The organism is Bradyrhizobium sp. HKCCYLRH2015 (genome assembly GCF_051168215.1).
Taxonomy (GTDB): Bacteria; Pseudomonadota; Alphaproteobacteria; order Rhizobiales; family Xanthobacteraceae; genus Bradyrhizobium.
The window spans coordinates 295,679-317,990 of record NZ_JBNPUO010000012.1 but is presented as its reverse complement, the minus strand read 5'-3'; the positions used below and the strand labels follow the sequence as shown (position 1 = coordinate 317,990).

The window sequence follows — 22,312 nt, the reverse complement described above, 5'->3', positions numbered from 1 at the left end:
CGCCGAAGGCGGTGGCGCGCCTTCGCGCCAGCCTTGAGGCCGGCCGATCACCGGTCTACAAAAAAGACAGTTGCTCCTCGGGGACCGGCTTGTTTGCCCCCGTCATCCGCGCGATGCCGGAAGGCATCCGCCGCGAACTTGACACCAGCATCGGGGTGTCAGGACCACACGACTTGACCGTCTGCACCCTGCCTTTCGTCCACGCGCCACGCGCGCTGCGACAGACTGCAGCCACCGCCTCCCCGCCTCACGCCTCGTGACGACCGCGAACCGTCCCTCTTCATCGAGGCGGGATGGCCGGAAATGTGAAGGTGATTTGCCCGACGGCGCAAGCGGAATGATTGCGTCAAACTAACACGACGGGCAGATTGCGCATGGCGGGATTGCGGGGATTGCCCGTCGGGCTGGTCTCGGCCCTGTCGGCAACTATCAGTCAGGTTCCTCGACAGATCACGCGGTATGGGTCCCGGCGTTCGCCGGGACGACAGTTGTGTTTGGCGCTCGACCGCGGCCTTGATTGCCGGCTACGCGCGCCACTCGCACCGAAGGATGATCGATCGCATCGGCCTTCTGCTGAAAAGGGCCGCCTGCGGTGATAATACGAACGTCATGCCCCACCTCTCCACCTTCCTCGTGTTTCTCACCGCCGCACTCATCGTCGCGCTGACGCCGGGGCCGGGGATCTTCTACATCGTCGCGCGCACGCTGGCCGGCGGGCGGAGCGAGGGGCTGGCGTCCAGCGTCGGGCTTGGGCTCGGAGGGCTCGTGCACGTGACCGCCGGCGCCGTCGGGCTGTCGGCGCTGGTGATGGCGAGCGCTGAGGCCTTTGCGGTGTTGAAGATCGCGGGCGCGTTCTATCTGATCTGGCTGGGCATCAAGACCTGGCGTGAAGCGCGGGTCGCAGGGCCGGCCGAGGTGACGACGACCGGCAGCCGGCGCGCCTTCCGCGAGGGCATCGTCGTCGAGGCGCTCAACCCGAAGACGGCGGCGTTCTTCCTCGCCTTCATTCCGCAGTTCGTCGATCCCACGGGCCACGTCGCCGCGCAGTTCATCGTGCTCGGGCTGATCTCGGTCGCATTCAACACCAGCGTCGACCTGGTCGTGACGTTCTGGGCCGCCAGAGCACGGCACGGTCTCGTCACGCGCCCGAGCCTCGTGACGCGGATGCGGCAGGCGTCGGGCGCCGTCATGTGCGGCCTCGGCGGCGCGCTGCTGTTTGCACGCCGCGCAAGCTGACGCAAACCAGCAGCTCGTTCGCTGTCAGGAAGCAAGCCCGCGGGCAGCGGTGCGGTCGGTGCCTCATCAGCCGATGCTGTCGCAACCGCCCTCACCTAGTCACGGTAGCGGCAGAACTCGTCGCCATTTTCGTACTCGTAGCAGATCTTGATACGGCGATACGGCCGGTCCTCGTCGAAGCTGCTTGAACGGCGATCCATGTCGTCGTCGCGCTGCATGCGCGAATTCCTTCCCGTGGTGCGATGGTCCATGTCCTGGTCCATCATGCGGCCCATGCGGTGCTGGCGCATGCGATCCATGCCCATGCGATCTTCGTCACGCTGTTGCGTGGTCCAATCGCGGTTCACCTTGGTCTCTTCGGCGCTCTGCCGTTCGCGCTCCCGGGCCTGGTCAGCCTGCTGGGGCGTGCGTTCCGGCTGCACAGGAACGGCTTGGGACTGGCCCGTTGGAGGCGAGGTGTCGGCCTGCTCAGCCAGAGCTGCGGCGGACACGAAACAAGAGGACAGGAACAGAACGGTCGCTGCTGCTGAAACGCGCATGGTTCATCCTCCATGAGAATGCTCTCTAACCGTGCGGCTCAGGGTTGGTTCTAACGGATTGCCGGCTTTCGATATTGCGCCGCAACGACCGTCGCGGCGCCGCTGTGTCGCCCTATGCGGCGGAGTGAAATCGTGGGCGGGGAGATGGAACGACGCCGGTTTGAGTATTCCGCAGCCGTTCTTTGTTGCCGTGGCCGCGGCGAAGGCCAGGCACACCAGTCCGAAAGCAGCGTTGCACCTGCCGTCCGGAGCCCGGCGTCCCGCGTCAACCCGAGATCAGGTCGTGGGTGGTTCCACGCCGCCGCCAGTATCTCGCACGCAGCCGCGGTGCGATCTGCCAGGAGAGAATGGCGGCCAGCGCCACGCTCGATGCGATCATGACCGGCATCGCGATCATCGCGTGATCGCTCAGCGGCGTGAGGAGAATGGTCAGGACTCCCGCGCCGAACAGCACAGCCTGAACCATCATGAAGATCATCGCCGAAATCTGTGTTCGCACGGACATTGCAGTCGCCCACAGTTGTTGCGCATGCAATCCAAACCCGAAATCCGGCCAACTGTTCCGCCTCACCATGAGCTCAGGACGGCAGGCCGCAGCCTCGTCCGCCCGAACTCATCGCAGCGGCACCGGAAGTCAGCGGGAAGCGTGGGCGACGCGGCAAGGCCCGGCGATGGCCGTCTTGCCGCGCCCCCCTCCGCGCCTCATTCCAGCTCGATCGCCTGGTAGGTGCCGGTCTCGTCGAGCGCGGTGCCCCAGATCTTGTGCGAGGCCTGATGCTCGGCGCGTCCGAAGGAGAGCTTGCTGCCGAGCCCGAGGTCGATGCTCTGCATCGACTCCAGCGTGTCGACCAGCCGCTCGGTCTCGAGCGGCGTGGTCTGCTTCAGCGCCTGGATCAGGATGCTCGCCGAGATGAAGCCCTCGAGCGAGGTGTAGTCCGGCGCTTCGCCCGGGAAGTACTTGTCGAGCGCCGTCTTGTAGTCGAGCACGAGGCTCGAATAGCCGGCCACCGAGGGAACGCCCTGCGTGACGATGACGCCATTGGTGTATTTCGCGCCGAGCAGCTTCAGCTCGGAGGCGAGCGACGACGATCCGACGGCCGAGATGTTGGCGTAGATCAGGCCTGGAACCGCCTCGTGGGTCTTCTCGATGAATTTCGCCGCCGCGCGGTCGGTCGCGATCATGATCACCGCCTTGATCGGTGGCTTGGTCTGCGCCTTCAGCTTGCCGACGGCCTCGTCGACATCCAGCGTGCCGCGCGGAAAGCCGTAGCGGATGATCGGATCGTTGATGCCATGCGCGCGGAACGCCTTGGCGACACCGTTGGCGCCGTCGTCGCCATAGGCGTCGTTCTGCGCGAACACGGCGATCTGCTTCGCCGGGATGCGCTTGACCTTCATCAGGTAGCGCACGATCGCCGCGGTCTCTTCGGCGTAGCTCGCACGATAGTTGAAGACGTAGCGGTCGGGCGGATCGCGGCGGACGACGGCGGAGCCGCTATAGGGCGCGAAGAACAGCGCGCGGCGCTCCAGCGCGTAGGGAATCGCCACCGCGTTGTTCGCAGTGCCCATGTTGCCGATATAGCCGAACACCTGGTCCTTCTCGTACAATTGCGTCATGGCGCCGAGCGTCCGCGTCGGATCATAGCCATCGTCGGCAGCGATCAGCCGCAGCTTGCGGCCGTTGATGCCGCCGGCATCGTTGGCGCGCGCGAACGCGGTCTCGATGCCGAGCTTCATCTGGCGCGCGGACTCCTTGCGGACTCCGGAGAACGGGATGACGGTGCCGAACCGGATCTCAGTATCGCTGACGCCGTGCGGAAGCGGAGGCGGCAGGTTGGCCGTGGGCTGCGTCGACGCGGCCGCGGTCGAGGGAGCCAGCGCGAAGGACAGCGAGGGAGCCGCCGACTGCTGCTGGCTGAGCGACCGCTCCAGCTCTGCCAATTGGCGCTCTGCGGTCTGACAGTTCACCTGCGAGGACGCGACCCGGCCGCGGCCCTCGGCGATGTAGCTGTTGAAGGTGCGGATGAGCCCATCGCGCTCGCCGCCGTTCGAAGAGCCCTGGCGGATCACTTCGCTGAATTGATCGATGATGGTCTGGACGCGTCCCTGGGCGATCTCGCGGCACGTCGCGGCCTGACCGACGACCGGACCGACGCGGGCGGCGAGATCACGAACGACATCGGGGGAAATGGGGACAGCAGAGGCGGCAGGGATGAAGAAGCAAGTTCCGAGAAGGAGCGCACACCAGCGAACGGTCATTTTGAACTATCCGTCTTCTTGTGATTGGTTGGCTATGTTCACTACATGAGTCAGACAGGCTTCTATTAAGGACAGGTTGCATAACACCGCAACCGCCATTCGACTGATCGGTACCGCCTGGAACTCATAGCGAGCCGCACCGCTCGATCGCGTTTTGCGTTGGGTCTCGCAACGCGCCGAACTAACAGCCGGCGCCATCGATTAGTTCTCAGAATCAACACTTTGCCGCGGGGCACGACGGCCGGATCCTGTGGCCGTTCGAAGAGCTCGGCGCGATGCGCGAGAGCGCATCCGGAGCCGCCTCGACGCAATCGAAGGCCCGGACGAAGTTGTTCGCAGTGTTAACCAGCATTAACGCGAGAACATCAAATACGGAGCGACGCCTTCAAGGCTGGGTCATCTTGCACCGGCGTGACGTCCTAACCGGCGACGACATGCCGCAGCTCGGGGCCGATAACGACGAGCCGAGACGGATTGCGCTGTTCAGCTGGATCGAGACGCGCTCGGGGATCGCCTGAGAGGCGTTCGAGCCGCCGGTCGACGCGATCCACCATTTTGTCGGCAAATGGATCGCGTGGGTCGTGGTGGCCCTGCACGTCGCCGCCGCACTGTTTCATCACGCCGTCCGCCGCGACGACGTCCTGACGCGGATGCCGCCGGGCCGTTCGGTGGCATAAGGGAGAACACTGCCGTCGGGTGGGCAAAGGCGCTGCCCTGCTCTCTCCTCACGGCAATCTGCTGGAGCGCCGTGCCCGCCATCTCGCGGCGGAATGCGCCGATGGATGGTGGGCACGCTGCCGCCTGACGGCGGCCGCTTTGCCCACCCTACATCGAGCCCTGCCGACCTATTTGTTCGGCAGGTTGGTCCTGATGTGCAGCTCGCGGAGCTGCTTCGTCGAAGCCTCGGACGGGGCACCCATCAGCAGGTCCATGGCCTGCTGGTTCATCGGGAACAGCGAGATCTCGCGCAGGTTCGTAGTGCCACACAGCAGCATCACGATGCGGTCGACGCCGGCGGCCATGCCGCCATGCGGCGGGGCGCCGTACTGGAAGGCGCGGTACATGCCGCCGAAGCGGTCGACCACCTCCTGCTCGCCGTAACCTGCGATCTCGAACGCCTTCACCATCGCCGCCGGCTTGTGGTTGCGGATGCCGCCGGAGGCGATCTCGTAGCCGTTGCAGGTGATGTCGTACTGGAACGCCTTGATCGTCAGCGGATCCTGGGTCTGCAGCGCCTCCAGGCCGCCCTGCGGCATCGAGAACGGATTGTGCGAGAAGTCGACCTTCTTGTCGTCCTCGTTGTACTCGTACATCGGGAAGTCGACGATCCAGGCCAGCTTGAACTGATCCTTGTCGGCGAGGTTCAGCTCGTCGGAGACCTTGTTGCGGGCGAGGCCTGCGAACTTCCAGAACTTGTCGGGATCGCCGGCGACGAAGAAGGCGGCGTCGCCCTCCTTGGTGCCGATCTGGCTGCGGATCGCAGCGGTGCGCTCCGGGCCAATGTTGTTCGCCAGGGGACCCGCGCCCTCGCCGCCCTCGCGCCACATGATGTAGCCGAGGCCTGGCTGGCCTTCGCCCTGCGCCCACGAGTTCATGCGGTCGCAGAACGCGCGGCTGCCGCCACCCGGTGCGGGAATCGCCCACACCTGGTTCTTGGGGTCCTCGAGCATGCGCGCGAACACCTTGAAGCCTGAGCCGCGGAAGTGCTCGGAGACGTCGGCCATCTCGATCGGGTTGCGCAGGTCGGGCTTGTCGGAGCCGTATTTGCGGATCGCTTCCGCGAATGGGATGCGCGGCCAGCCCTTGGTGACCGGCTTCCCCTTGGCGAAATCCTCGAACACGCCGGTGATCACCGGCTCCATCGCCGCGAACACGTCCTCCTGCTCGACGAAGCTCATCTCGACGTCGAGCTGATAGAACTCGCCGGGCAGGCGGTCGGCGCGCGGGTCCTCGTCGCGGAAGCACGGCGCGATCTGGAAGTAGCGGTCGAAGCCCGACATCATCAGCAGCTGCTTGTACTGCTGCGGCGCCTGCGGCAGCGCGTAGAACTTGCCGGGATGGATGCGCGACGGCACCAGGAAGTCGCGCGCGCCCTCGGGCGAGGACGCGGTCAGGATCGGGGTCTGGAATTCGAAGAAGCCCTGCTCCTTCATGCGCCGGCGCATCGAATCGATGATCGCGCCGCGCGTCATGATGTTCTGGTGCAGCTTCTCGCGGCGCAGATCGAGGAAACGGTATTTCAGCCGGATGTCCTCGGGGTAGTCCTGCTCGCCGAACACCGGCAGCGGCAGCTCGTCGGCGGGGCCGAGGACCTCGATGTCGGAAACGTAGAGCTCGATCTTGCCGGTCGGCAGATCGTCATTGTCGGTGCTCTTGTTGTCGGCGCCGGCCGGGCGGCGGCGCACCTTGCCCTCCATGCGCACGACCCACTCCGAGCGCAGCTTCTCGGCGAGGCTGAACGCCGGCGAGTCCGGATCGACGACGCACTGGGTGATGCCGTAATGGTCGCGCAGATCGACGAACAGCACGCCGCCATGGTCGCGGATGCGATGGCACCAGCCGGACAGCCGGACCGTCTCTCCGATGTTGCTCTCGCGGAGCGCGCCGCAGGTGTGGGTCCGGTAGCGATGCATGGTCGTCCTGAATGGTCGTCGTGAGGAAAAGGGAATCGGCGCAGCCGCAAGGGCGCGTTGCCGAATGCGCGCAGGGTTTAGCCGAGCCGCCCCGGCGCGGCAACCGCATGCGCGGCCCCTTTTCCGCCTCGTTGCGGAAAAGGCCGCCTCCCCGGCGCACCGGAGCAACCGGCCGCGCTGCCGCCGAATTGAGCTGGCGCTGAAACGCTCATCTGGCAGCCGTTTGGGCTCGAAAAGCGGCCTCAGCGGGCCTATCTTGGAGCCATGACCGTGCATTTCCCCTTCCAGAATTCCTACGCCGCGCTGCCGGACAATTTCTTTGCCCGGGTGGCGCCGACCCCCGTCGCGGCGCCCCGCCTGATCAAGCTGAACCGGCCGCTGGCCGAGGAGCTCGGCCTCAACCCGACGGAGCTGGAGACGCCGGAGGGCGCCGAGATCCTGGCGGGCAAAACCGTGCCCGAGGGTGCCGAGCCGATCGCGATGGCCTATGCCGGCCACCAGTTCGGGCATTTCGTGCCGCAGCTCGGCGACGGCCGGGCGGTCCTGCTCGGCGAGGTCGTCGATCGCAACGGCGTCCGCCGCGACATCCAGCTCAAGGGCTCCGGCCCGACGCCATTTTCGCGCCGCGGCGATGGCCGCGCGGCGCTGGGGCCGGTCTTGCGCGAATACATCGTCAGCGAGGCGATGGCGGCGCTGGGAATCCCGACCACCCGGTCGCTGGCCGCTGTCGTCACCGGCGAGCAGGTCTATCGCGGCACGGCCCTGCCCGGCGCGGTGCTGACCCGCGTCGCCACCAGCCACATCCGGGTCGGCACGTTCCAGTACTTCGCCGCCCGCCAGGACGTGGACGCCGTGCGCCGGCTCGCCGACCACGTCATCAGCCGGCACTATCCTGATCTCGCCGGCACCGAGCGGCCCTACCACGCCCTGCTCGACGCCGTGATCGCGCGCCAGGCCAAGCTGATCGCCGACTGGCTGCTGGTCGGCTTCATCCATGGCGTCATGAACACCGACAACACCTCGGTGTCCGGCGAGACCATCGATTACGGCCCCTGCGCCTTCATGGACGCCTACGACCCCAAGCAGGTGTTTTCCTCGATCGACGAGTTCGGCCGCTACGCCTTCGCCAACCAGCCGCGCATCGCGCTGTGGAACCTGACCCGGCTGGCCGAATGCCTGCTGCCGCTGTTCGGGGACGACAAGGACGAGGCGATCAAGGAAGCCGAGGCTGCACTCGACGGCTTCGCCGCGGAGTTCACCGACGCCCACCAGGCGGGACTGCGGCGCAAGCTCGGCCTGTTCACGCGAGCCGAGGGCGACCAGCCGCTGGCGCAGGCGCTGTTCGACGCGATGGCCGCGGCCAAGGCCGACTTCACGCTGACGTTCCGCCGTCTCAGCGACGCCGCCGGCAACGGCGATCTCGGCGAGGTCCGTTCGCTGTTCGAGGATCCCGCCGGGTTCGACGAATGGGCGGCGCGCTGGCAGCAGCGCCTGACCGAGGAACCGCAGAGCCCGGCCGAGCGGCGCGCGGCCATGCGCAAGGTCAATCCGGCCTTCATCCCGCGCAACCACCGCATCGAGGCGGTGATCACGGCGGCGGTCGAGAACGACGACTACGCGCCGTTCGAGGAGCTGCATGCGGTGCTGGCCCGGCCCTATGACGACCAGCCGGACCGGGCTGATTATGCCGATCCGCCGCAGCCGGAGGAGCAGGTGTTGCAGACGTTCTGCGGCACCTGACACGCAGTCTTAACCTCGCGTCCACCATCGCCCTGACAGCGCCCGGGTCCTTAAGAAACGATCAACGCAGCCCCGACAAGTTGAACCAACAAGTCGGGGAGGTCTGAGACGTGGACGCGCTGGTGTTCGAATTCATGGGTCTGGCGATGATCGCCTTGTGCCTGATCGTGCTCGCTGTGCCCTCGGCGCGCCGGCCCGCGGGCCGCGTCCGGCATCACTGACCGGCCCCCTGCCCGCCCATCATCAACCATAGAGCGATCGGCCGAGACACTGGCGCTTGCGTTCGGGGCGGATTGGGCCGACAAGCGGAGACGAATTTCGTCCCTTACCCTTTGCCGACACCCTTGACTTGTCAGCGTTTTCGGACGACGGCGTAAGAGCCTCGTCATGGATCGTTCATGGACTTGATCACCACCACCGCGGACCTCGCAGCCGCCTGCGCCCGCCTCGCCCGCCACCCGGTCGTCACCGTCGATACCGAGTTCCTCCGGGAAACCACCTACTATCCCCTGCTCTGCGTCGTGCAGATGGCGAGCCCGGACGAGGCCGTGGTGATCGATGCGCTGGCCGAGGGCATCGATCTCAAAGCCTTCTTCGAGCTGATGGCGAACGAGAAGGTCCTGAAGGTCTTTCATGCCGCCCGCCAGGACATCGAGATCATCTGGCACCGCGCCGGCATCGTGCCGCACCCGATCTTCGACACCCAGGTCGCTGCGATGGTGCTGGGATACGGTGACAGCATCGCCTACGACCAACTGGTCGAGCGCATCACCGGCCACCGCCCCGACAAGACCCACCGCTTCACCGACTGGTCGCGCCGGCCGCTGACCAAGGAGCAGGCGCATTACGCCGAGGCCGACGTCACCCATCTCCGCGACGTGTTCGCCGCGCTCGATGCCGACCTGAAGAAGCGCGGACGCAGCGACTGGGTCAGCGAGGAGATGGAGGTCCTGACCTCGCCGAAGACCTACGACTTCCACCCCGAGCGCGCCTGGGAGCGGCTGAAGACCCGCGTCCGCAAGCCGAAGGAATTGGCCGTGTTGATCGAGGTCGCGGCCTGGCGCGAGCAGGAGGCGCAGAGCCGCGACGTGCCGCGCAGCCGCGTGATGAAGGACGACGCCGTCGGCGACATCGCCACCCATGCCCCGACAACGATCGAGAAGCTCGGCAATCTGCGCTCGCTGCCCAAGGGCTTCGAGCGCTCCAAATGGGGCTCCGACATCGTTGCCGCCGTGCAGCGCGGACTGGCGCGCGATCTCGCCGCCCTGCCCAAGCTGGAAAAGCCGCGCAACAACTCCAATGGCGCTGCGATCGTCGAGCTGCTCAAGGTCCTCCTGCGCATGACCTCGGAACGGCACGCCGTGGCGAGCAAGGTCATCGCCACCGTCGATGATCTCGAGCAGATCGCCGGCGATGACAATGCCGACGTCGCTGCGCTGCAGGGATGGCGCCGCGAACTGTTCGGCGAGGCCGCGCTGGCGCTGAAGCACGGCAAGCTCGCGCTCGCCATCGAGAAGGGCCGCGTCGTCCGGGTCGACCGGGCCTGATGGGCGTCGCAGCGGCTATGGCCGGCCGCGTCTTCCCCGAGTCTGCCGAGTTGATTGCAGCAGGCGGCACGGGTGTCCATGATCTCGCCAATCATTCGGCGCTGGTCTGCCCCCTCAACTCCGCCTCGATTGTCTGGGACACCTCAACCAGAGCCATCGAGAGAATGTAGACGCTGGTCGGCAGATTGAGCTGGCGCGCCTTCGCGATGGCTGCCCGGAGGCTGCTCGCCAGCTCTTTGAGCTCTTCCTCTCGGGTCATGTCGTGGTCTCGGTCCTGGAGCTGCCGCGTGAGCAAAGACAATTGCGAACCGCCGGAACAGAAGCTGCTGCGGCTGCTCAGCGAGAATCCGGTCGACCTGCACGTCGTCGAGGCCCTTCGCCTCGTCGTCGCGTTCAACAAGATCAGTGATCCGGCCGATCGTCGTATGATTATCGATCTGGCCGAACGACTCGCCTCAGGATGATACCGCCAATAGCCGCCGCGGTCACACCGCGAGCCGGCCGCCAGCGCCGATAAGCTCGGCGCCGTCGAGGACACCGGCAAAATTGCCGATCACCTTGGTTACAACCAACTTGTACAAGGCGGCGTCGCCGGCGCAGGCCTGCCGGCAGGCGACGGCGTCTCCGATCACCTGATAGCGGTGACTGCGGTGAAAGCCGTCCACCACCGTCGAGAGGATCGTCTCGTCCAGCGAGAAGCCGAGCAGCACGCAGCGCATGCTGCGCATGTTCGCCATGTACTCGGCGAACCGGGCCGAACTGTAGGCGGACGGCAGCGGATGCTCGAACGCGAGCTCCCCCGGGGTCGGCTTGAAGTCCGGAAGCCAGTTCGTCAGGTTGGAAGCCGGGTTGAACCAGGCTGCCTGTGCGATCCGCTTGAGATGGACGACCGGCCACAGGTTGTCACGCCAGAGCGCGATCAACTGCCGGCAGCGCGCCATGACGACGTCGCCATCGGCGATCAGATGCCTGCGTCCCTCGGCGAGATATTCGCACTGCAGATCGGCGCAGACGAGAACAGGCGGATCCGCCTCGGTGGCACCGAACAGATCTCGGCCCGGCATCATGGTCTCGCTGCGGCGAAGTCGTGCAAGGGCGAGGATGCCGGCCGGCCAGCCGAGAGATCGAGCACGCCCGGCCGATCCCAGTCGCCTTCCGGACGAATGATCATGTAGGGATCGCTGTCGAGCGTGATCGCATCGTCGCACGGCTCGAGGTCCAGCACCATCTCCGTGTAGGAGAAATCGGAGAATGTGAGCTTGCGATTATGGCCGAGCGGCTTGGCGCCGAAATGCGCCCAGAAATCGACGAGACGATCCTGCGCGTGGCCATAGGCCTTCTTGAAGCCCTTGCGCCTGCAATAGTCGAGCGCCTCGCGAACCAGCTTGAACGACAGCCGCGAGCGCCGGTACTGATGGCGCACCGCGAGCCGCTCGACCTTGGCGAAGTCGCCGAAGAAGCGCACACGCACACATCCAGCCGGCTCCTTGCCGACGAAACCGAGGAAGTGGGCTGCAACCAGATCGTTGCCGTCGAACTCCTCCTCCATGGGACAATCCTGCTCGGTCAGGTAGACCGCCGAGCGGATCGCGGTGACGAGCATGAGGTCATTCGGATCGCGCGCAATGCGCACGGTGATCGCGCGGGGATTCGTCTTTGCTGTCCTGGCCGAACTAATGCTGTGCATCCGCAATGCTCCCTTGTTCGAAACCCTTCATCGACTGGATCGAAGGCGCGATCATCTCGGGCATCCGGTTCCACGGCCGCTGATACCACCAGAGATCGGGCTGAAAGCTCGGCACCGGCGTGAAGCCGAGCGCGCCGAGAAAGGCGCGCCCTTCCGGACTCGATGGTTGCGCGTAGTAATCGGCGGCGCGAAATCTCGCGCCTTGCAGCGCCTGCGCGACGTTGCCGAGACCGATCGCTCCCCGCCCTTGCGCGACGAGCGCCCAGACATAGATGGCGGCTACGTCTTCGTCCGGCCGCGCCAGAAATCTGCGCGGCGGATCATTCAAATTGAACTCATCCAGGAGCAAAGCATCGAGGCCTGAGCAGTTGAGATAGAGGAAGGCGATGCCGCCGAGCAGGTTCCTGCCGCGGTAGAGCGCGAAGATCGAGTCCGGATCGTGCCGCAAGAACTCCGCAAGCTCGTGTTCTGAGGCACGAACGCCCGGTATTTCCCGGCGTGCGAGCGCCGCGAGCTCACCGAGCCGATCGAGCGTGACCGCCCGCGCCGCGACCCGATCCGTCCGCGGCAGCGCGTCGAGCTGATGTCGCGGCGTGAATTCTGTGCTTCCGCGGTAGGGGTTCTGCATCTATGTTTCCAGCTTGGCTTTGATGACGTCATCATACTTGTCGGGGCTGGAGTGTATGCGGCAACATTTGCATCGGGGTGCTGCATCTACGCAGCGCAGGAAGTCGGACGAAACGCTTAACCCTTCGTGGGAGGATTTGAGAGCATTTCTGCTCTGTACGCGTCACCGCAGCTTCCGCAACGCGGCGGATGTGCTCGGACTGACCGGCACAACCCTGATGCGCAAGATCGACCGGCTCGAGGACGAGCTCGGATGCAAGCTCTTCATCCGTGATCAATCCGGCCTGTCGCTCAGCGACGAGGGACGATCGTTGCTGTTCGACGTCGAGCAGATGGAGCGGCTGAGCTTCAACATCTTCCGGCGTGCCTCGCTGTCGACCGACACGCAGGGGTCGGTGCGCGTCGCCGTGACCGAAGGCCCTGGCAATTTCTGGATCCTGCCGCGACTGATCGATTTCCAGAAGACCTATCGCAGGATCACCGTCGATCTGAGCTGCGCGATGCAGCAGGCCGACGTGTCGCGGCTGGAGGCCGACATCTCGATCCAGTTCGAACGGCCGACCAACCCCGACGTGATCGTTGCAAAGCTCGGCCGTCTGCACATCTACGGCTTCGTGTCGGAGGCCTATCGCGACGCGCATGGACTGCCGACTTCGCTGGCGGATCTCAAGAACCACCGCATCATCAAGCAGCACGGCGTGCAGCTCGACGAGACCGGCTATGCGCGCATCCTCGGCCTGGACTCCCTCGAAGGCATCGTCGGCATCTCAACCAATTCGAGCGTTGCCGTGCTCTACGCGGTCGAGCGCGGCGCCGGCATCGGCTTTCTGCCGACATCGGCAGTCGCGCTCGGGGCGCCGCTCGTTCCTGTCGATCTCGGCATCAACTACCACATGGATCTGTGGCTGACCTATCACAAGGAGTTTCGCAACTCCGACCGGCACAAGGTCGTCATCGACTGGTTGAAGCGCATCTTCGATCCGAAGGTCCATGCCTGCTTCCGGGACGAGTTCATCCATCCGCTGAATCTCGTGCCTCTGATGGCGCCCGCCCGGGATGTCGTCGGCTTCAACGGCTACGTCGCGCCGAAACCCGTATGACGGGCTACCATTTGAGCTCGACGCCGAGCGTGCCCTGATGCGATTGCAGCACCGAGCGAAGCTTTGCATCGTAGTTGAGATAGAGGCGTGCCGTTCGGTTCAGGGATAGCGACAGTGCCGCGCCGGCGTCGGCGCCGTAGCGGCCCTCGCCAAGGCCCTGCAGCGTGATGCTTTGCGGACCGAGGCTGACGGTCAGCGCGCCGAGATTCTGACTGAAATTGTCGACCAGCTTGCCATAGGCCGAGACGTCGAGGATCTTGCCGTCGACGATGAAGTAGCGGCCGAACTCGGCGCCGACGAGAACGCGGGCGCGCTCCAGCGAGGTGCCGCTGACCGACAGCGGGTCGAGCCCGCCCGCTTCCTGGAATGCCGCCGTCGTGGCGCGCGTGTATTCGAAGGCGAGCTTCGGAACGATCCGGCTCTCCCCGATGCTCCAGTAGTAGTCGAGCTCGCTCAGCACGCCCGTGATGTGGGCGCCGTAGACCGACGTCGCCGCACCGAGGCTGGTGTCGCGCCGCGCACTGATCCCGCCGACGCCATGGACGACCGCGATCGCCCAGGTCCAGGGTCCCTGGTCGACCGAGGCGTTGAAGCCAAACTGCGTGAGATCGAGCGTCGCCGCTTGCAGCGCCAGCGGCACATCGACCCAGGTCCGGCTCTGGTCGACGGATAGTCCGACATTCACGCCCGGCACGAGGCGCATGCCGATACCGGCGACGCCGCCCCCAGTCGTCCTCTTGTCGCCGACGAAGTCGCGTTGCGCATCGCTACGGACGGTGACGCCATACATCTCGCCCCAAGTCCGGAACCGAGGCTGTTCCGAAGCCTCCGGCGCGCCGCCGCCCCCGGGATTGCTCCGCTGCAGCCGGGTGACGCCCTGCGTGGCCTGAGTCCCGAGCCGTTCGAGGAAGCTCGAGCCGAGATCGAGCACGGCTCGGCCGGCCGAACGTTCGGAACTGATCGCGCCTGGCGCAGGGCTGGGCAGTGGGCTCGGCGTTGGTGTCGGCGTTGGTGTCGGCGTCGGGCTGGCGGCGATGCTCGGCAGGCTGGCCTGCGCGACGCACGGCGAAGACGCGGCGGCCGTGCCGAGCGCGACGATGAGCAGCATCGCGCCCGACGCACCACTACGCATTCGCCGATCCGGCCTGGCTTGAGATGCCCCGCGCATCGATGCCCCGTTTCACCGCCGCTCAAATTCGCTTCAATATTGCCGCGATGATTTGCCCGCAGTTCCCGATCGCGGTCAATGAGGATTGCCCGTGCCGCGGCTTCCCTGCAGGGATTTGTGGTTCCAGCACCACAAGCCTCGCAATTGCAGCAACAGCCGGCGACGCGACGTCGCGACGCGTTCTCATCAGTCCGCCAACCTTGATATCGGCGGAAAATCGTGTTGCAATCTCCCGTACAATCGGATTGGCCGTTCGACTGTGCGTTTCGCGACTTTGGAAATTGAGCAGATCCCGGGAAGCCCGTTTGTGGCGTGGCACGCGTGAGCGTGGCCGCGTCTTTTTTTCGTCTAGACGAGGAGACAGCGATGCCGACCTACAAGGGCAGCGTGAAGTGGTTCAACCCGACCAAGGGATATGGCTTCATCAAACCGACTGGCGGAGACAAGGACGTGTTCGTCCACATCTCGGCCGTGGAGCGTGCTGGACTGACCACGCTCAACGAGAACCAGACGATCGAATATGATCTGGTGGAGAGCCGCGGCAAGACGTCGGCAGAGAACCTGAAGCTCTCGTGAGCATCGTCCCGGCGGAGGGCGCCACAGCGCGGGTTCGTAAACCAACTCACGAGCTCCGCGTCAGGTTCGCTCGCCGCCGATGATCAGACTTCGTCAGCCTTGATGTGCCCCCGGCCCCGCCGGGGATTTTTTTGTCCGCGACAGCTAGCGGACGACCGGCCAGATCAGCGTATGATCGCCTTGCTCCACGGACGACGTCCGGCAGAGATCGCCTTCGAGTCGCACCAAGCCCTTGGCCAACAGCTTCAGCGCTTCCGGATAGATCCGATGCTCGACGCCGAGAATGCGCGTCGACAGCGTGTCCGGCGTGTCGTCGTCCCTGACCACGACCGCGCCCTGCATCACGATCGGACCTGCATCCGTCTCCGGGATGACGAAATGCACGGTGGCGCCTGACAGCTTGACGCCGGCGCGCAGCGCCTGGCCATGCGGATCGAGGCCGGGGAATGATGGCAGCAGCGACGGGTGAATGTTCAGCATCCTGCCATACCAGCGCTGCACGAACTCCGCCGTGAACAGGCGCATGAAACCGGCCAGGCAGATGATCTCGATGCCGCGTGCATCGAGCGCCTGCTGCAGTCTGGCTTCGAACCCTGCGCGGTCCTTGCCGAACGGCTTGCTCTCGATGATTTCGATCGCGACGCCGCTCTCCTGCGCTTTCTGCAGCCCGGCCGCATCGGCCCGGTTGGAGATCACGACGGCGATCTCGGCCGGAAATTCCGGCTGCGCCGCCGCGTGGATCAGCGCGGCCATGTTCGACCCACGGCCCGAGATCAGGATGGCGACGCGGCGCTTCATCGGCACACTCGTCTCACAGAGCCAGATCGAGGGCGCCGGTGTAGATCACCCGCTCGTCGCCTGTCGCAGCAACGACCTCGCCGAGCCGCGCGACGTGCTCGCCATTCGCGGTGAACACCTCGATGACGGCATCGACGGCCTCGGCCTTGACGATCGCGATCATGCCGATCCCGCAATTGAAGGTGCGCAAGAGCTCGCGCTCGGCAATGCCGCCCTGCTCCGCCAGCCATTTGAAGACCGGCAGCACCGGCAGGCCCGTCAGGTCGATCGAAACGCCGAGATGCTTCGGCAGCACGCGTGGAATGTTGTCGGTGAAGCCGCCGCCCGTGATGTGTGCGAGCCCCTTCACCGCACCGGTCTCGCGGATGGCGCGAAGGCATGATTTCACATAGAGGCGGGTCGGCGTCAGCAGCGCCGCGCCGAGAGTCAGGACCGGCGCGAACGGCGCCGGCGCATCGAAGCCGAGGCCGGACTGGGCGACGATCTTGCGCACCAGCGAATAGCCGTTGGAGTGGACGCCGGAGGATGCGAGCCCCAGCACCACGTCACCGGCCGCGATGTCGGGAGACGGCAGCAGCGTGCCACGCTCCGCCGCGCCGACCGCGAAACCGGCAAGATCGTAGTCGCCGTCCTTGTAGAGGCCCGGCATTTCCGCGGTCTCACCGCCGATCAGCGCGCAGCCGGATTCCCGGCAGCCTTCGGCGATACCGGCCACGATCGACGCCGTCGCCTCCGGGTCGAGCTTGCCGCACGCAAAGTAGTCAAGGAAGAACAGCGGCTCGGCGCCCTGCACGACGAGATCGTTGACCGACATGGCGACCAGGTCGATGCCGATGCCGCCATGCAGCCCGGTCTCGATCGCGATCTTCACCTTGGTGCCGACGCCGTCGGTCGCCGCGACCAGCACCGGATCCTTGAATCCAGCGGCCTTGAGGTCGAACAGGCCGCCAAAGCCGCCGATCTCGGCATCCGCGCCGGCGCGGGCGGTTGCGCGCACCATGGGCTTGATCAGATCGACCAGACGGTTTCCGGCATCGATATCGACGCCCGAATCTGCATAAGTGAGCCCGTTCTTGCGCTCGGTCATGGTAAAAACCCCTAATCTGGCCGCTGGTTACGTCGGAATCCGGCCGCGCGCAATGGCTCGCAAGGGGCTCGTCCCCACACTATCTAGGAACCGTACCGGTTCGCCCTGTTTCGGAATCGGGTTGTCTTTTGATCGAGTCGTCGTCGGGACCCGCTGCGTGACCATTCCCCACAGTATCCCCAATCTGATCACGCTGGGTCGAATCCTGCTGGTTCCGATCGTCGTCTGGGCCATTGCGGCCGGCCAGATGGAGATCGCGTTTCTGGTCTTCGTGGTCGCGGGGGTGAGCGACGCCGTGGACGGCTTCCTGGCCAAGCGCTTCAACCTGCGGTCCGAGCTGGGAGCGCTGCTCGATCCTCTCGCCGACAAGGCGCTGCTGGTCTCGATCTTCGTCACGCTTGGCATCTGGGGCGCGATCCCGCGCTGGATCGTCATCCTGGTGGTCTCGCGCGACATCATGATCGTCTCGGCGGTGATCGTGTCCTGGCTGTTCGACAGGCCGGTCGCGATGAAGCCATTGATGGTCTCCAAGCTGAACACGGTCGCCCAGGTGGGATTCGCGGCGCTTGTGCTGGCCTCGCTCAGCTTCGGCTTCGAGCCCAGGCCCTACGATGTGGTGCTGATGGTGCTGGTCACCGTCTTTACCCTCGTGTCGGTCGGGCTGTATCTCGTCGACTGGGTGCGCCACATGAGCACCATCGAGGTCCGGTGATCCTCCGCGGAGGGCCCGTCCTGACCTCACGCACCACACGATACGGAGCAATTCGATCTTGGCCGGCCATATCCCCCCTCGTCAGCTGGCCTTCGCGCTGCCGCATGCGGAGAGCCTGACGCGGGACAATTTCTTCGAAGGTCCAGGCAACGCGGCCGGGCTCGCTCTGGTCGACGCCTGGCCGGAATGGCCGGCGCGGACCATGTTCCTGGTCGGCCCCGACGGCTCCGGCAAGAGCCACCTCGCCGCGATCTGGGCCGAGCAGGCAGGCGCCCGATCGCTGTCCGCGCATGCCCTTGAGGCAGGCGTGGTCCCCGGGGCGCTCGCCACCGGCGCGCTGGTGCTGGAGGATCTGACCGCAACCGGTCTCGACGAGCGGGCGCTGTTTCACCTGCTGAACCTGGCCCGCCAGGACGAGGCCTTCGTGCTGATCACGGCACGCGAGGCCCCGGCGGCCCTGCCGATCGCCCTGGCCGATCTGAGGTCGCGGCTGCGTGCCGTCCCAGTGGTCACGCTGCTGCCGCCCGACGACCAGCTGTTCCGGGCCCTGATCGTCAAGCTGGCCGCCGACCGGCAAATGGCGATCGACGAAACCGTGGTCAGCTATCTCGCCAGCCACATCGAGCGGTCCTATGCGGCGGCACGCCAGACCATCGCGCTGCTGGACAACGAGTCGCTGCGGCTCGGACGCCCCGTCACCCGGGCGCTGGCGGCGGAGCTGCTCCGCCCGGCGTGACCGGCGGCCATCTTGACGGCGGTTGATGACGGAACCTCAATGGTGCCGGCAACGTCATCCCCTGGTCACCCAGATTGGGCTACGGTCGACCATTCGCGACTGGACGGATATGGATCGAATTCCCTATGGATACCGAGCAAGTTACTGAAATTTCAGAGAAAGCACCGGTCTCGGCGCCGTCCATCGAGATTGCCTCGAGCCCCGAGCGATTCATCAATCGGGAGCTGTCCTGGCTTCACTTCAACCGCCGCGTTCTGGAGGAATCGGTCAATCCGCGCCATCCCGCCCTGGAGCGGGTGCGCTTCCTGTCGATTTCCGCCAACAACCTTGATGAATTCTTCATGGTGCGCGTCGCCGGCATCCGCGCCCAGGTCCGCGAGGGCATCGCCGAGCGCAGCCCCGACGGTCTGACGCCGACCGAGCAGCTGAAGCTGATCAACGAGACGGTGTCGCAGCTCGCCATCGACCAGCAGGCGATCTGGCGCGACCTGCGCAAGTTTCTCGGCGAGCTCGGCATCGTGCTGGTCGACGGTCAGGACGTCACCAGGAGCGAGCGCGCCTGGATCGAGGACCATTTCCTCGCCAACATCTTCCCGCTGCTGACGCCACTCGCGATCGATCCGGCGCATCCGTTCCCGTTCATCCCGAGCCTCGGCTTCACGGTGGCGCTGCAGCTGATCCGCTCCGCGGACGGGCGTCCGATGAACGCCCTCATTCGCATGCCCGGCAAGATCGACCGCTTCATCCGCTTCCCCGGCTCCAAGGATGGCGTGATCCGCCTGATCACCCTGGAGCAGGCGACCGGACTGTTCATCGGCCGGCTGTTTCCGGGCTACACCGTGAAGGGCCAGGGCGCCTTCCGGATCATCCGCGACAGCGAGATCGAGATCGAGGAAGAAGCCGAAGACCTGGTGCGGCTGTTCGAGACAGCGCTGAAGCGGCGCCGCCGCGGCTCGGTGATCCGGCTCGAGATCGAGGCCAACATGCCGGAGGAGCTGCGCCGCTTCGTGCAAAATGCGCTGTCCACGACGGATGACGAGGTGTTCGTCGTCGACGGCGTGCTGGCGATGAACGAGCTGTCGCAACTGACGCGGGTCGACCGGCCCGACCTCGAATTCGCGCCCTACGTGCCGCGCCATCCCGAGCGTGTCCGCGACCATGGCGGCGACATCTTCGCCGCCATCCGGCAGAAGGACCTGATCGTCCATCACCCTTACGAGTCGTTCGACGTCGTCGTGCAGTTCCTGCAGCAGGCGGCGCGCGATCCCGACGTCGTTGCGATCAAGCAGACGCTGTACCGGACCTCCAACAATTCGCCGATCGTGCGCACGCTGGTGGAGGCCGCCGAGGCCGGCAAGTCGGTGACGGCCCTGGTCGAGCTCAAGGCGCGTTTCGACGAGGAGGCCAACATCCGCTGGGCCCGCGACCTGGAGCGCGCGGGCGTACAGGTGGTGTACGGCTTCCTGGAGCTGAAGACGCATGCCAAGCTGTCGATGGTCGTGCGCCGCGAGGGCGGCAGCCTCACCACCTATGTCCACACCGGCACCGGCAACTATCATCCGGTGACGGCGCGCATCTACACCGACCTGTCCTACTTCACGTCGGACCCGGTGATCGGCCGCGACGTCACGCGGGTGTTCAACTACATCACCGGCTATGCCGAGCCGATCGACATCGAGAAGATGGCGGTGTCGCCGCTCACGCTTCGCAAGCGCATCATCGAGCACATCCACGGCGAGACCAGCTTCGCCCGCCAGGGCAAGCCGGCCGTGATCTGGATGAAGATGAACTCGCTGGTCGATCCCGACATCATCGACGCGCTGTACGAGGCCTCGCAGGCCGGCGTGTCGATCGAGCTGATCGTGCGCGGCATCTGCTGCCTGCGTCCCGGCCTCCCCGGACTGTCGGAGAACATTCGCGTCAAATCGGTGATCGGCCGCTTCCTCGAGCATGGCCGCATCTACTGCTTTGGTATGGGTCAGGGCCTGCCGAGCGCCAAGGCCGCCGTCTACATCTCCTCGGCCGACATGATGCCGCGCAATCTCGACCGCCGCGTCGAGGTGCTGTGCCCGCTTCAGAACCCTACCGTGCATCAGCAGGTCCTGGAACAGATCATGGTCGCGAACCTGAAGGATACCGAGCAGAGCTGGCAATTGTTGCCGGATGGGTCGTCAACGCGTATGAAGGCCGCGAAGGGCGAGGAGCCGTTCAACCTGCACAATTACTTCATGACGAATCCGAGTCTGTCCGGCCGTGGAAAGTCGCTCAAGGAATCATCGCCGCGCCGGCTCACGCGCCGGAATGAACGCTCTCCTTCATAGGGGCTGTCTGCATCGGGGCCTTCTGCGCCGGGATATGCCGTGGTGAAGCCGCCCCGCACGAGGGCCACGAGCGTCGGTGTCATCGACATCGGCTCGAATTCGGTTCGTCTCGTCGTCTACCAGGCGATGGAACGTAGTCTCGTCACCGTGTTCAACGAGAAGGCGCTGTGTGGGCTCGGTCGCGAGGTCCAGACCACCGGCCTTCTCGCATCTGATGCCGTCGACAAGGCGCTGACCGCGCTGAAGCGCTTCCGTGCGCTGTGCAAGGTGCAGCGGGTGGGGCAGGTTCATGCCATCGCGACCGCCGCCTGCCGGGATGCTTCGAACGGCCCCGATTTCATCGCCAAGGCCGAGAAGATCTGCGGCGCCCCGATCCAGATCCTCACCGGCGCCGAAGAGGCGCGCTATTCGGCGCTCGGCGTCATCTCCGGCATTCACAAGCCCGACGGCATCGTCGGTGATCTCGGCGGCGGCTCACTCGAGCTGATCGACGTGCGCGGGCACCAGGTCCGCAGCGGCGTCACCCTGCCGCTCGGCAGCCTTGCGCTGCAGGATCTTGCCGAGAAATCGCTGAAGAAGGCGCAGCGTATCGCGAGCGAGGCGCTGACCGACCTGCCGCAGCTGCTGGCCGGCGAGGGCCGCACCTTCTACGCGGTCGGCGGCACCTGGCGCGCGCTGGCGCGCATCCACATCATCCAGAGCGGCTATCCGCTCGGGGTGATGCACGGCTATGCGATCCCGGCGGCCGACGCGCTGGCCTTCGTGCGCCGGCTGCGCCGTCTCGTCGCCGCCGACATGCTGGCCGACATCGAAGCGATCGCCGAGGCGCGGCGCCCGCTGCTCGCCTATGCCGCGCTGGTGCTCGAGCACATCATCCGCGTCGCCAGGCCGACGACCGTCGTGTTCTCGACCTTCGGCGTGCGCGAGGGCCTGCTCTACTCCAAGCTTCCCGACGCCGAGCGCGCCAAGGACGGGCTGCTCTGCGCGGCGCAGGGCCTCAACGAGCTGTTGTCGCGCTCGGCCCAGCATGCCCGCGAGCTGATCGACTGGACCGACCGCCTGTTCCGCGTGATGCACATCCGCGAGACCGAGGACGAGCGCAGGCTGCGGCACGCGGCCTGCCTGTTGTCCGACATCGGCTGGCGCATGCATCCGGACCATCGCGGCGAGCAGACCTACGGCATCATTCTCAACGGCAATTTCGGCTCGATCAGCCATGAGGGCCGCATCTTCGCCGCGCTGTCGGTGTTCTTCCGCTACGAGGGATTGGGCAACGAGGCGAAGCCGCCTGCTCTCACCGAGCAGCTGAGCCCGGCTCAGATCGATCGTGCGCGCCTGCTCGGCACCGCGTTTCGCGTCGCGCATCTGATCTCGGCGGCGCGGCCCGGCGTGCTGCCTGCGACGCATTTCCGCACCCAGGACCGCAAGCTGATGCTGGTGTTCGAGCACCAGATGGTCAACCTCGTCGCCGACCGCGTCGGCGGACGCTTCAAGCAGCTCGCGCGTCTCGTCGGCCGCTCCGGCTCGATCGTGCGCAGCTAGATCA

At 65.8% G+C, this 22,312-nt stretch carries 24 protein-coding genes; 12 read left to right on the top strand and 12 right to left on the bottom strand.

Annotated features, from left to right (window positions below; all coding sequences use genetic code 11):
• A partial coding sequence (locus tag ACQR1H_RS29655; protein WP_434908596.1) for a hypothetical protein occupies positions 1 to 260 on the top strand: 260 nt, incomplete at its 5' end.
• Between the two features lie 349 nt (positions 261 to 609).
• Positions 610 to 1,236 carry a LysE family translocator gene (locus ACQR1H_RS29650; RefSeq protein ID WP_316180872.1) on the top strand — a complete coding sequence of 209 codons (627 nt, stop codon included), beginning with the start codon at positions 610 to 612 and terminating at the stop codon, positions 1,234 to 1,236.
• Between the two features lie 95 nt (positions 1,237 to 1,331).
• Here ACQR1H_RS29650 and ACQR1H_RS29645 read toward each other — a convergent pair whose 3' ends face one another.
• The 4 genes from ACQR1H_RS29645 to ACQR1H_RS29630 all read right to left on the bottom strand — a co-directional run bounded on the left by ACQR1H_RS29645 (position 1,332) and on the right by ACQR1H_RS29630 (position 4,651).
• Positions 1,332 to 1,775: a hypothetical protein gene (locus ACQR1H_RS29645; RefSeq protein ID WP_316180873.1), complete on the bottom strand. Its 444-nt coding sequence runs from the start codon at positions 1,773 to 1,775 to the stop codon at positions 1,332 to 1,334.
• Between the two features lie 265 nt (positions 1,776 to 2,040).
• Positions 2,041 to 2,280 (bottom strand): hypothetical protein, encoded by a 240-nt coding sequence (locus ACQR1H_RS29640; protein ID WP_315800256.1) that lies wholly within the window; start codon positions 2,278 to 2,280, stop codon positions 2,041 to 2,043.
• Positions 2,281 to 2,477: 197 nt separating this feature from the next.
• On the bottom strand, positions 2,478 to 4,034 hold the full coding sequence (locus tag ACQR1H_RS29635) for an ABC transporter substrate-binding protein (protein WP_434908595.1): 1,557 nt from the start codon (positions 4,032 to 4,034) through the stop codon (positions 2,478 to 2,480).
• Positions 4,035 to 4,453: 419 nt separating this feature from the next.
• Positions 4,454 to 4,651 (bottom strand): hypothetical protein, encoded by a 198-nt coding sequence (locus ACQR1H_RS29630; protein WP_434840041.1) that lies wholly within the window; start codon positions 4,649 to 4,651, stop codon positions 4,454 to 4,456.
• Between ACQR1H_RS29630 and ACQR1H_RS29625 the strand changes: the two genes are divergently transcribed.
• Positions 4,616 to 4,711: a hypothetical protein gene (locus ACQR1H_RS29625; protein ID WP_434840022.1), complete on the top strand. Its 96-nt coding sequence runs from the start codon at positions 4,616 to 4,618 to the stop codon at positions 4,709 to 4,711. The two genes, ACQR1H_RS29630 and ACQR1H_RS29625, sit on opposite strands and share 36 nt — an antisense overlap.
• Before the next feature lie 168 nt (positions 4,712 to 4,879).
• Here the strand turns inward: ACQR1H_RS29625 and aspS are convergent, their stop codons facing one another.
• Positions 4,880 to 6,667, bottom strand: coding sequence for an aspartate--tRNA ligase (aspS, locus tag ACQR1H_RS29620; protein WP_315800258.1), 1,788 nt, complete (start codon positions 6,665 to 6,667; stop codon positions 4,880 to 4,882).
• 264 nt (positions 6,668 to 6,931) lie between these two features.
• Between aspS and ACQR1H_RS29615 the strand changes: the two genes are divergently transcribed.
• Entirely contained in the window at positions 6,932 to 8,407 is a 1,476-nt protein-coding gene (locus ACQR1H_RS29615) for a protein adenylyltransferase SelO (RefSeq protein WP_434908594.1), read from the top strand.
• A 398-nt stretch (positions 8,408 to 8,805) separates the two neighbouring features.
• On the top strand, positions 8,806 to 9,954 hold the full coding sequence (gene rnd, locus ACQR1H_RS29610) for a ribonuclease D (protein ID WP_315800260.1): 1,149 nt from the start codon (positions 8,806 to 8,808) through the stop codon (positions 9,952 to 9,954).
• 91 nt (positions 9,955 to 10,045) lie between these two features.
• Here rnd and ACQR1H_RS29605 read toward each other — a convergent pair whose 3' ends face one another.
• Positions 10,046 to 10,213 carry a hypothetical protein gene (locus tag ACQR1H_RS29605; RefSeq protein ID WP_315800261.1) on the bottom strand — a complete coding sequence of 56 codons (168 nt, stop codon included), beginning with the start codon at positions 10,211 to 10,213 and terminating at the stop codon, positions 10,046 to 10,048.
• Between the two features lie 28 nt (positions 10,214 to 10,241).
• Here ACQR1H_RS29605 and ACQR1H_RS29600 point away from each other — a divergent pair, with 28 nt between their 5' ends.
• The gene (locus ACQR1H_RS29600; protein WP_315800262.1) at positions 10,242 to 10,418 is read left to right on the top strand and encodes a hypothetical protein; all 177 of its coding nucleotides are present in this window, start codon (positions 10,242 to 10,244) and stop codon (positions 10,416 to 10,418) included.
• A gap of 21 nt (positions 10,419 to 10,439) precedes the next feature.
• Here the strand turns inward: ACQR1H_RS29600 and ACQR1H_RS29595 are convergent, their stop codons facing one another.
• From ACQR1H_RS29595 to ACQR1H_RS29585, 3 genes are read right to left on the bottom strand one after another with little or no spacing between them, the layout of a single operon-like run.
• Positions 10,440 to 11,021, bottom strand: a complete 582-nt coding sequence (locus tag ACQR1H_RS29595) for an isochorismatase family protein (protein ID WP_315800263.1) — start codon at positions 11,019 to 11,021, stop codon at positions 10,440 to 10,442.
• Positions 11,018 to 11,641, bottom strand: a complete 624-nt coding sequence (locus ACQR1H_RS29590) for a GNAT family N-acetyltransferase (RefSeq protein ID WP_315800264.1) — start codon at positions 11,639 to 11,641, stop codon at positions 11,018 to 11,020. Before ACQR1H_RS29590 ends, ACQR1H_RS29595 begins: the two co-directional genes overlap by 4 nt.
• Entirely contained in the window at positions 11,628 to 12,269 is a 642-nt protein-coding gene (locus tag ACQR1H_RS29585; RefSeq protein ID WP_315800265.1) for a hypothetical protein, read from the bottom strand. Before ACQR1H_RS29585 ends, ACQR1H_RS29590 begins: the two co-directional genes overlap by 14 nt.
• Before the next feature lie 55 nt (positions 12,270 to 12,324).
• Here ACQR1H_RS29585 and ACQR1H_RS29580 point away from each other — a divergent pair, with 55 nt between their 5' ends.
• Positions 12,325 to 13,368: a LysR family transcriptional regulator gene (locus ACQR1H_RS29580; protein WP_315800266.1), complete on the top strand. Its 1,044-nt coding sequence runs from the start codon at positions 12,325 to 12,327 to the stop codon at positions 13,366 to 13,368.
• 4 nt (positions 13,369 to 13,372) lie between these two features.
• On the opposite strand, the gene ACQR1H_RS29575 is transcribed toward ACQR1H_RS29580, so the two are convergent.
• Positions 13,373 to 14,500, bottom strand: a complete 1,128-nt coding sequence (locus ACQR1H_RS29575) for an autotransporter outer membrane beta-barrel domain-containing protein (RefSeq protein WP_409997865.1) — start codon at positions 14,498 to 14,500, stop codon at positions 13,373 to 13,375.
• A gap of 402 nt (positions 14,501 to 14,902) precedes the next feature.
• Between ACQR1H_RS29575 and ACQR1H_RS29570 the strand changes: the two genes are divergently transcribed.
• The gene (locus ACQR1H_RS29570) at positions 14,903 to 15,112 is read left to right on the top strand and encodes a cold-shock protein (protein WP_284423192.1); all 210 of its coding nucleotides are present in this window, start codon (positions 14,903 to 14,905) and stop codon (positions 15,110 to 15,112) included.
• 144 nt (positions 15,113 to 15,256) lie between these two features.
• Here ACQR1H_RS29570 and purN read toward each other — a convergent pair whose 3' ends face one another.
• Both purN and purM read right to left on the bottom strand, forming a co-directional pair.
• Complete coding sequence (gene purN, locus ACQR1H_RS29565; protein WP_315800268.1) at positions 15,257 to 15,910, bottom strand: phosphoribosylglycinamide formyltransferase; 654 nt, start codon at positions 15,908 to 15,910, stop codon at positions 15,257 to 15,259.
• Positions 15,911 to 15,923: 13 nt separating this feature from the next.
• Positions 15,924 to 16,997: a phosphoribosylformylglycinamidine cyclo-ligase gene (gene purM / locus ACQR1H_RS29560; protein ID WP_315800269.1), complete on the bottom strand. Its 1,074-nt coding sequence runs from the start codon at positions 16,995 to 16,997 to the stop codon at positions 15,924 to 15,926.
• Between the two features lie 157 nt (positions 16,998 to 17,154).
• On the opposite strand from purM, the gene ACQR1H_RS29555 reads away from it, so the two are divergent.
• The 4 genes from ACQR1H_RS29555 (at position 17,155) to ppx (ending at position 22,308) form a co-directional block, all read left to right on the top strand.
• Entirely contained in the window at positions 17,155 to 17,709 is a 555-nt protein-coding gene (locus ACQR1H_RS29555; protein WP_315800270.1) for a CDP-alcohol phosphatidyltransferase family protein, read from the top strand.
• Between the two features lie 58 nt (positions 17,710 to 17,767).
• Positions 17,768 to 18,445 carry a DnaA ATPase domain-containing protein gene (locus tag ACQR1H_RS29550; RefSeq protein WP_315800271.1) on the top strand — a complete coding sequence of 226 codons (678 nt, stop codon included), beginning with the start codon at positions 17,768 to 17,770 and terminating at the stop codon, positions 18,443 to 18,445.
• 125 nt (positions 18,446 to 18,570) lie between these two features.
• Complete coding sequence (locus ACQR1H_RS29545) at positions 18,571 to 20,766, top strand: RNA degradosome polyphosphate kinase (RefSeq protein WP_315800272.1); 2,196 nt, start codon at positions 18,571 to 18,573, stop codon at positions 20,764 to 20,766.
• 42 nt (positions 20,767 to 20,808) lie between these two features.
• The gene (gene ppx / locus ACQR1H_RS29540; protein WP_434908598.1) at positions 20,809 to 22,308 is read left to right on the top strand and encodes an exopolyphosphatase; all 1,500 of its coding nucleotides are present in this window, start codon (positions 20,809 to 20,811) and stop codon (positions 22,306 to 22,308) included.
• Positions 22,309 to 22,312 lie beyond the last annotated feature (4 nt).

Excerpts from the sequence above, each read along its gene's own strand:
- ACQR1H_RS29650 (WP_316180872.1), top strand. The coding sequence starts at position 610 with ATGCCCCACCTCTCCACCTTCCTCGTGTTTCTCACCGCCGCACTCATC.
- ACQR1H_RS29645 (WP_316180873.1), bottom strand. The coding sequence starts at position 1,775 with ATGCGCGTTTCAGCAGCAGCGACCGTTCTGTTCCTGTCCTCTTGTTTC.
- ACQR1H_RS29640 (WP_315800256.1), bottom strand. The coding sequence starts at position 2,280 with ATGTCCGTGCGAACACAGATTTCGGCGATGATCTTCATGATGGTTCAG.
- ACQR1H_RS29635 (WP_434908595.1), bottom strand. The coding sequence starts at position 4,034 with ATGACCGTTCGCTGGTGTGCGCTCCTTCTCGGAACTTGCTTCTTCATC.
- ACQR1H_RS29630 (WP_434840041.1), bottom strand. The coding sequence starts at position 4,651 with ATGAAACAGTGCGGCGGCGACGTGCAGGGCCACCACGACCCACGCGAT.
- aspS (WP_315800258.1), bottom strand. The coding sequence starts at position 6,667 with ATGCATCGCTACCGGACCCACACCTGCGGCGCGCTCCGCGAGAGCAAC.
- ACQR1H_RS29615 (WP_434908594.1), top strand. The coding sequence starts at position 6,932 with ATGACCGTGCATTTCCCCTTCCAGAATTCCTACGCCGCGCTGCCGGAC.
- rnd (WP_315800260.1), top strand. The coding sequence starts at position 8,806 with ATGGACTTGATCACCACCACCGCGGACCTCGCAGCCGCCTGCGCCCGC.
- ACQR1H_RS29605 (WP_315800261.1), bottom strand. The coding sequence starts at position 10,213 with ATGACCCGAGAGGAAGAGCTCAAAGAGCTGGCGAGCAGCCTCCGGGCA.
- ACQR1H_RS29595 (WP_315800263.1), bottom strand. The coding sequence starts at position 11,021 with ATGATGCCGGGCCGAGATCTGTTCGGTGCCACCGAGGCGGATCCGCCT.
- ACQR1H_RS29590 (WP_315800264.1), bottom strand. The coding sequence starts at position 11,641 with ATGCACAGCATTAGTTCGGCCAGGACAGCAAAGACGAATCCCCGCGCG.
- ACQR1H_RS29585 (WP_315800265.1), bottom strand. The coding sequence starts at position 12,269 with ATGCAGAACCCCTACCGCGGAAGCACAGAATTCACGCCGCGACATCAG.
- ACQR1H_RS29580 (WP_315800266.1), top strand. The coding sequence starts at position 12,325 with ATGCGGCAACATTTGCATCGGGGTGCTGCATCTACGCAGCGCAGGAAG.
- ACQR1H_RS29575 (WP_409997865.1), bottom strand. The coding sequence starts at position 14,500 with ATGCGTAGTGGTGCGTCGGGCGCGATGCTGCTCATCGTCGCGCTCGGC.
- ACQR1H_RS29570 (WP_284423192.1), top strand. The coding sequence starts at position 14,903 with ATGCCGACCTACAAGGGCAGCGTGAAGTGGTTCAACCCGACCAAGGGA.
- purN (WP_315800268.1), bottom strand. The coding sequence starts at position 15,910 with ATGAAGCGCCGCGTCGCCATCCTGATCTCGGGCCGTGGGTCGAACATG.
- purM (WP_315800269.1), bottom strand. The coding sequence starts at position 16,997 with ATGACCGAGCGCAAGAACGGGCTCACTTATGCAGATTCGGGCGTCGAT.
- ACQR1H_RS29545 (WP_315800272.1), top strand. The coding sequence starts at position 18,571 with ATGGATACCGAGCAAGTTACTGAAATTTCAGAGAAAGCACCGGTCTCG.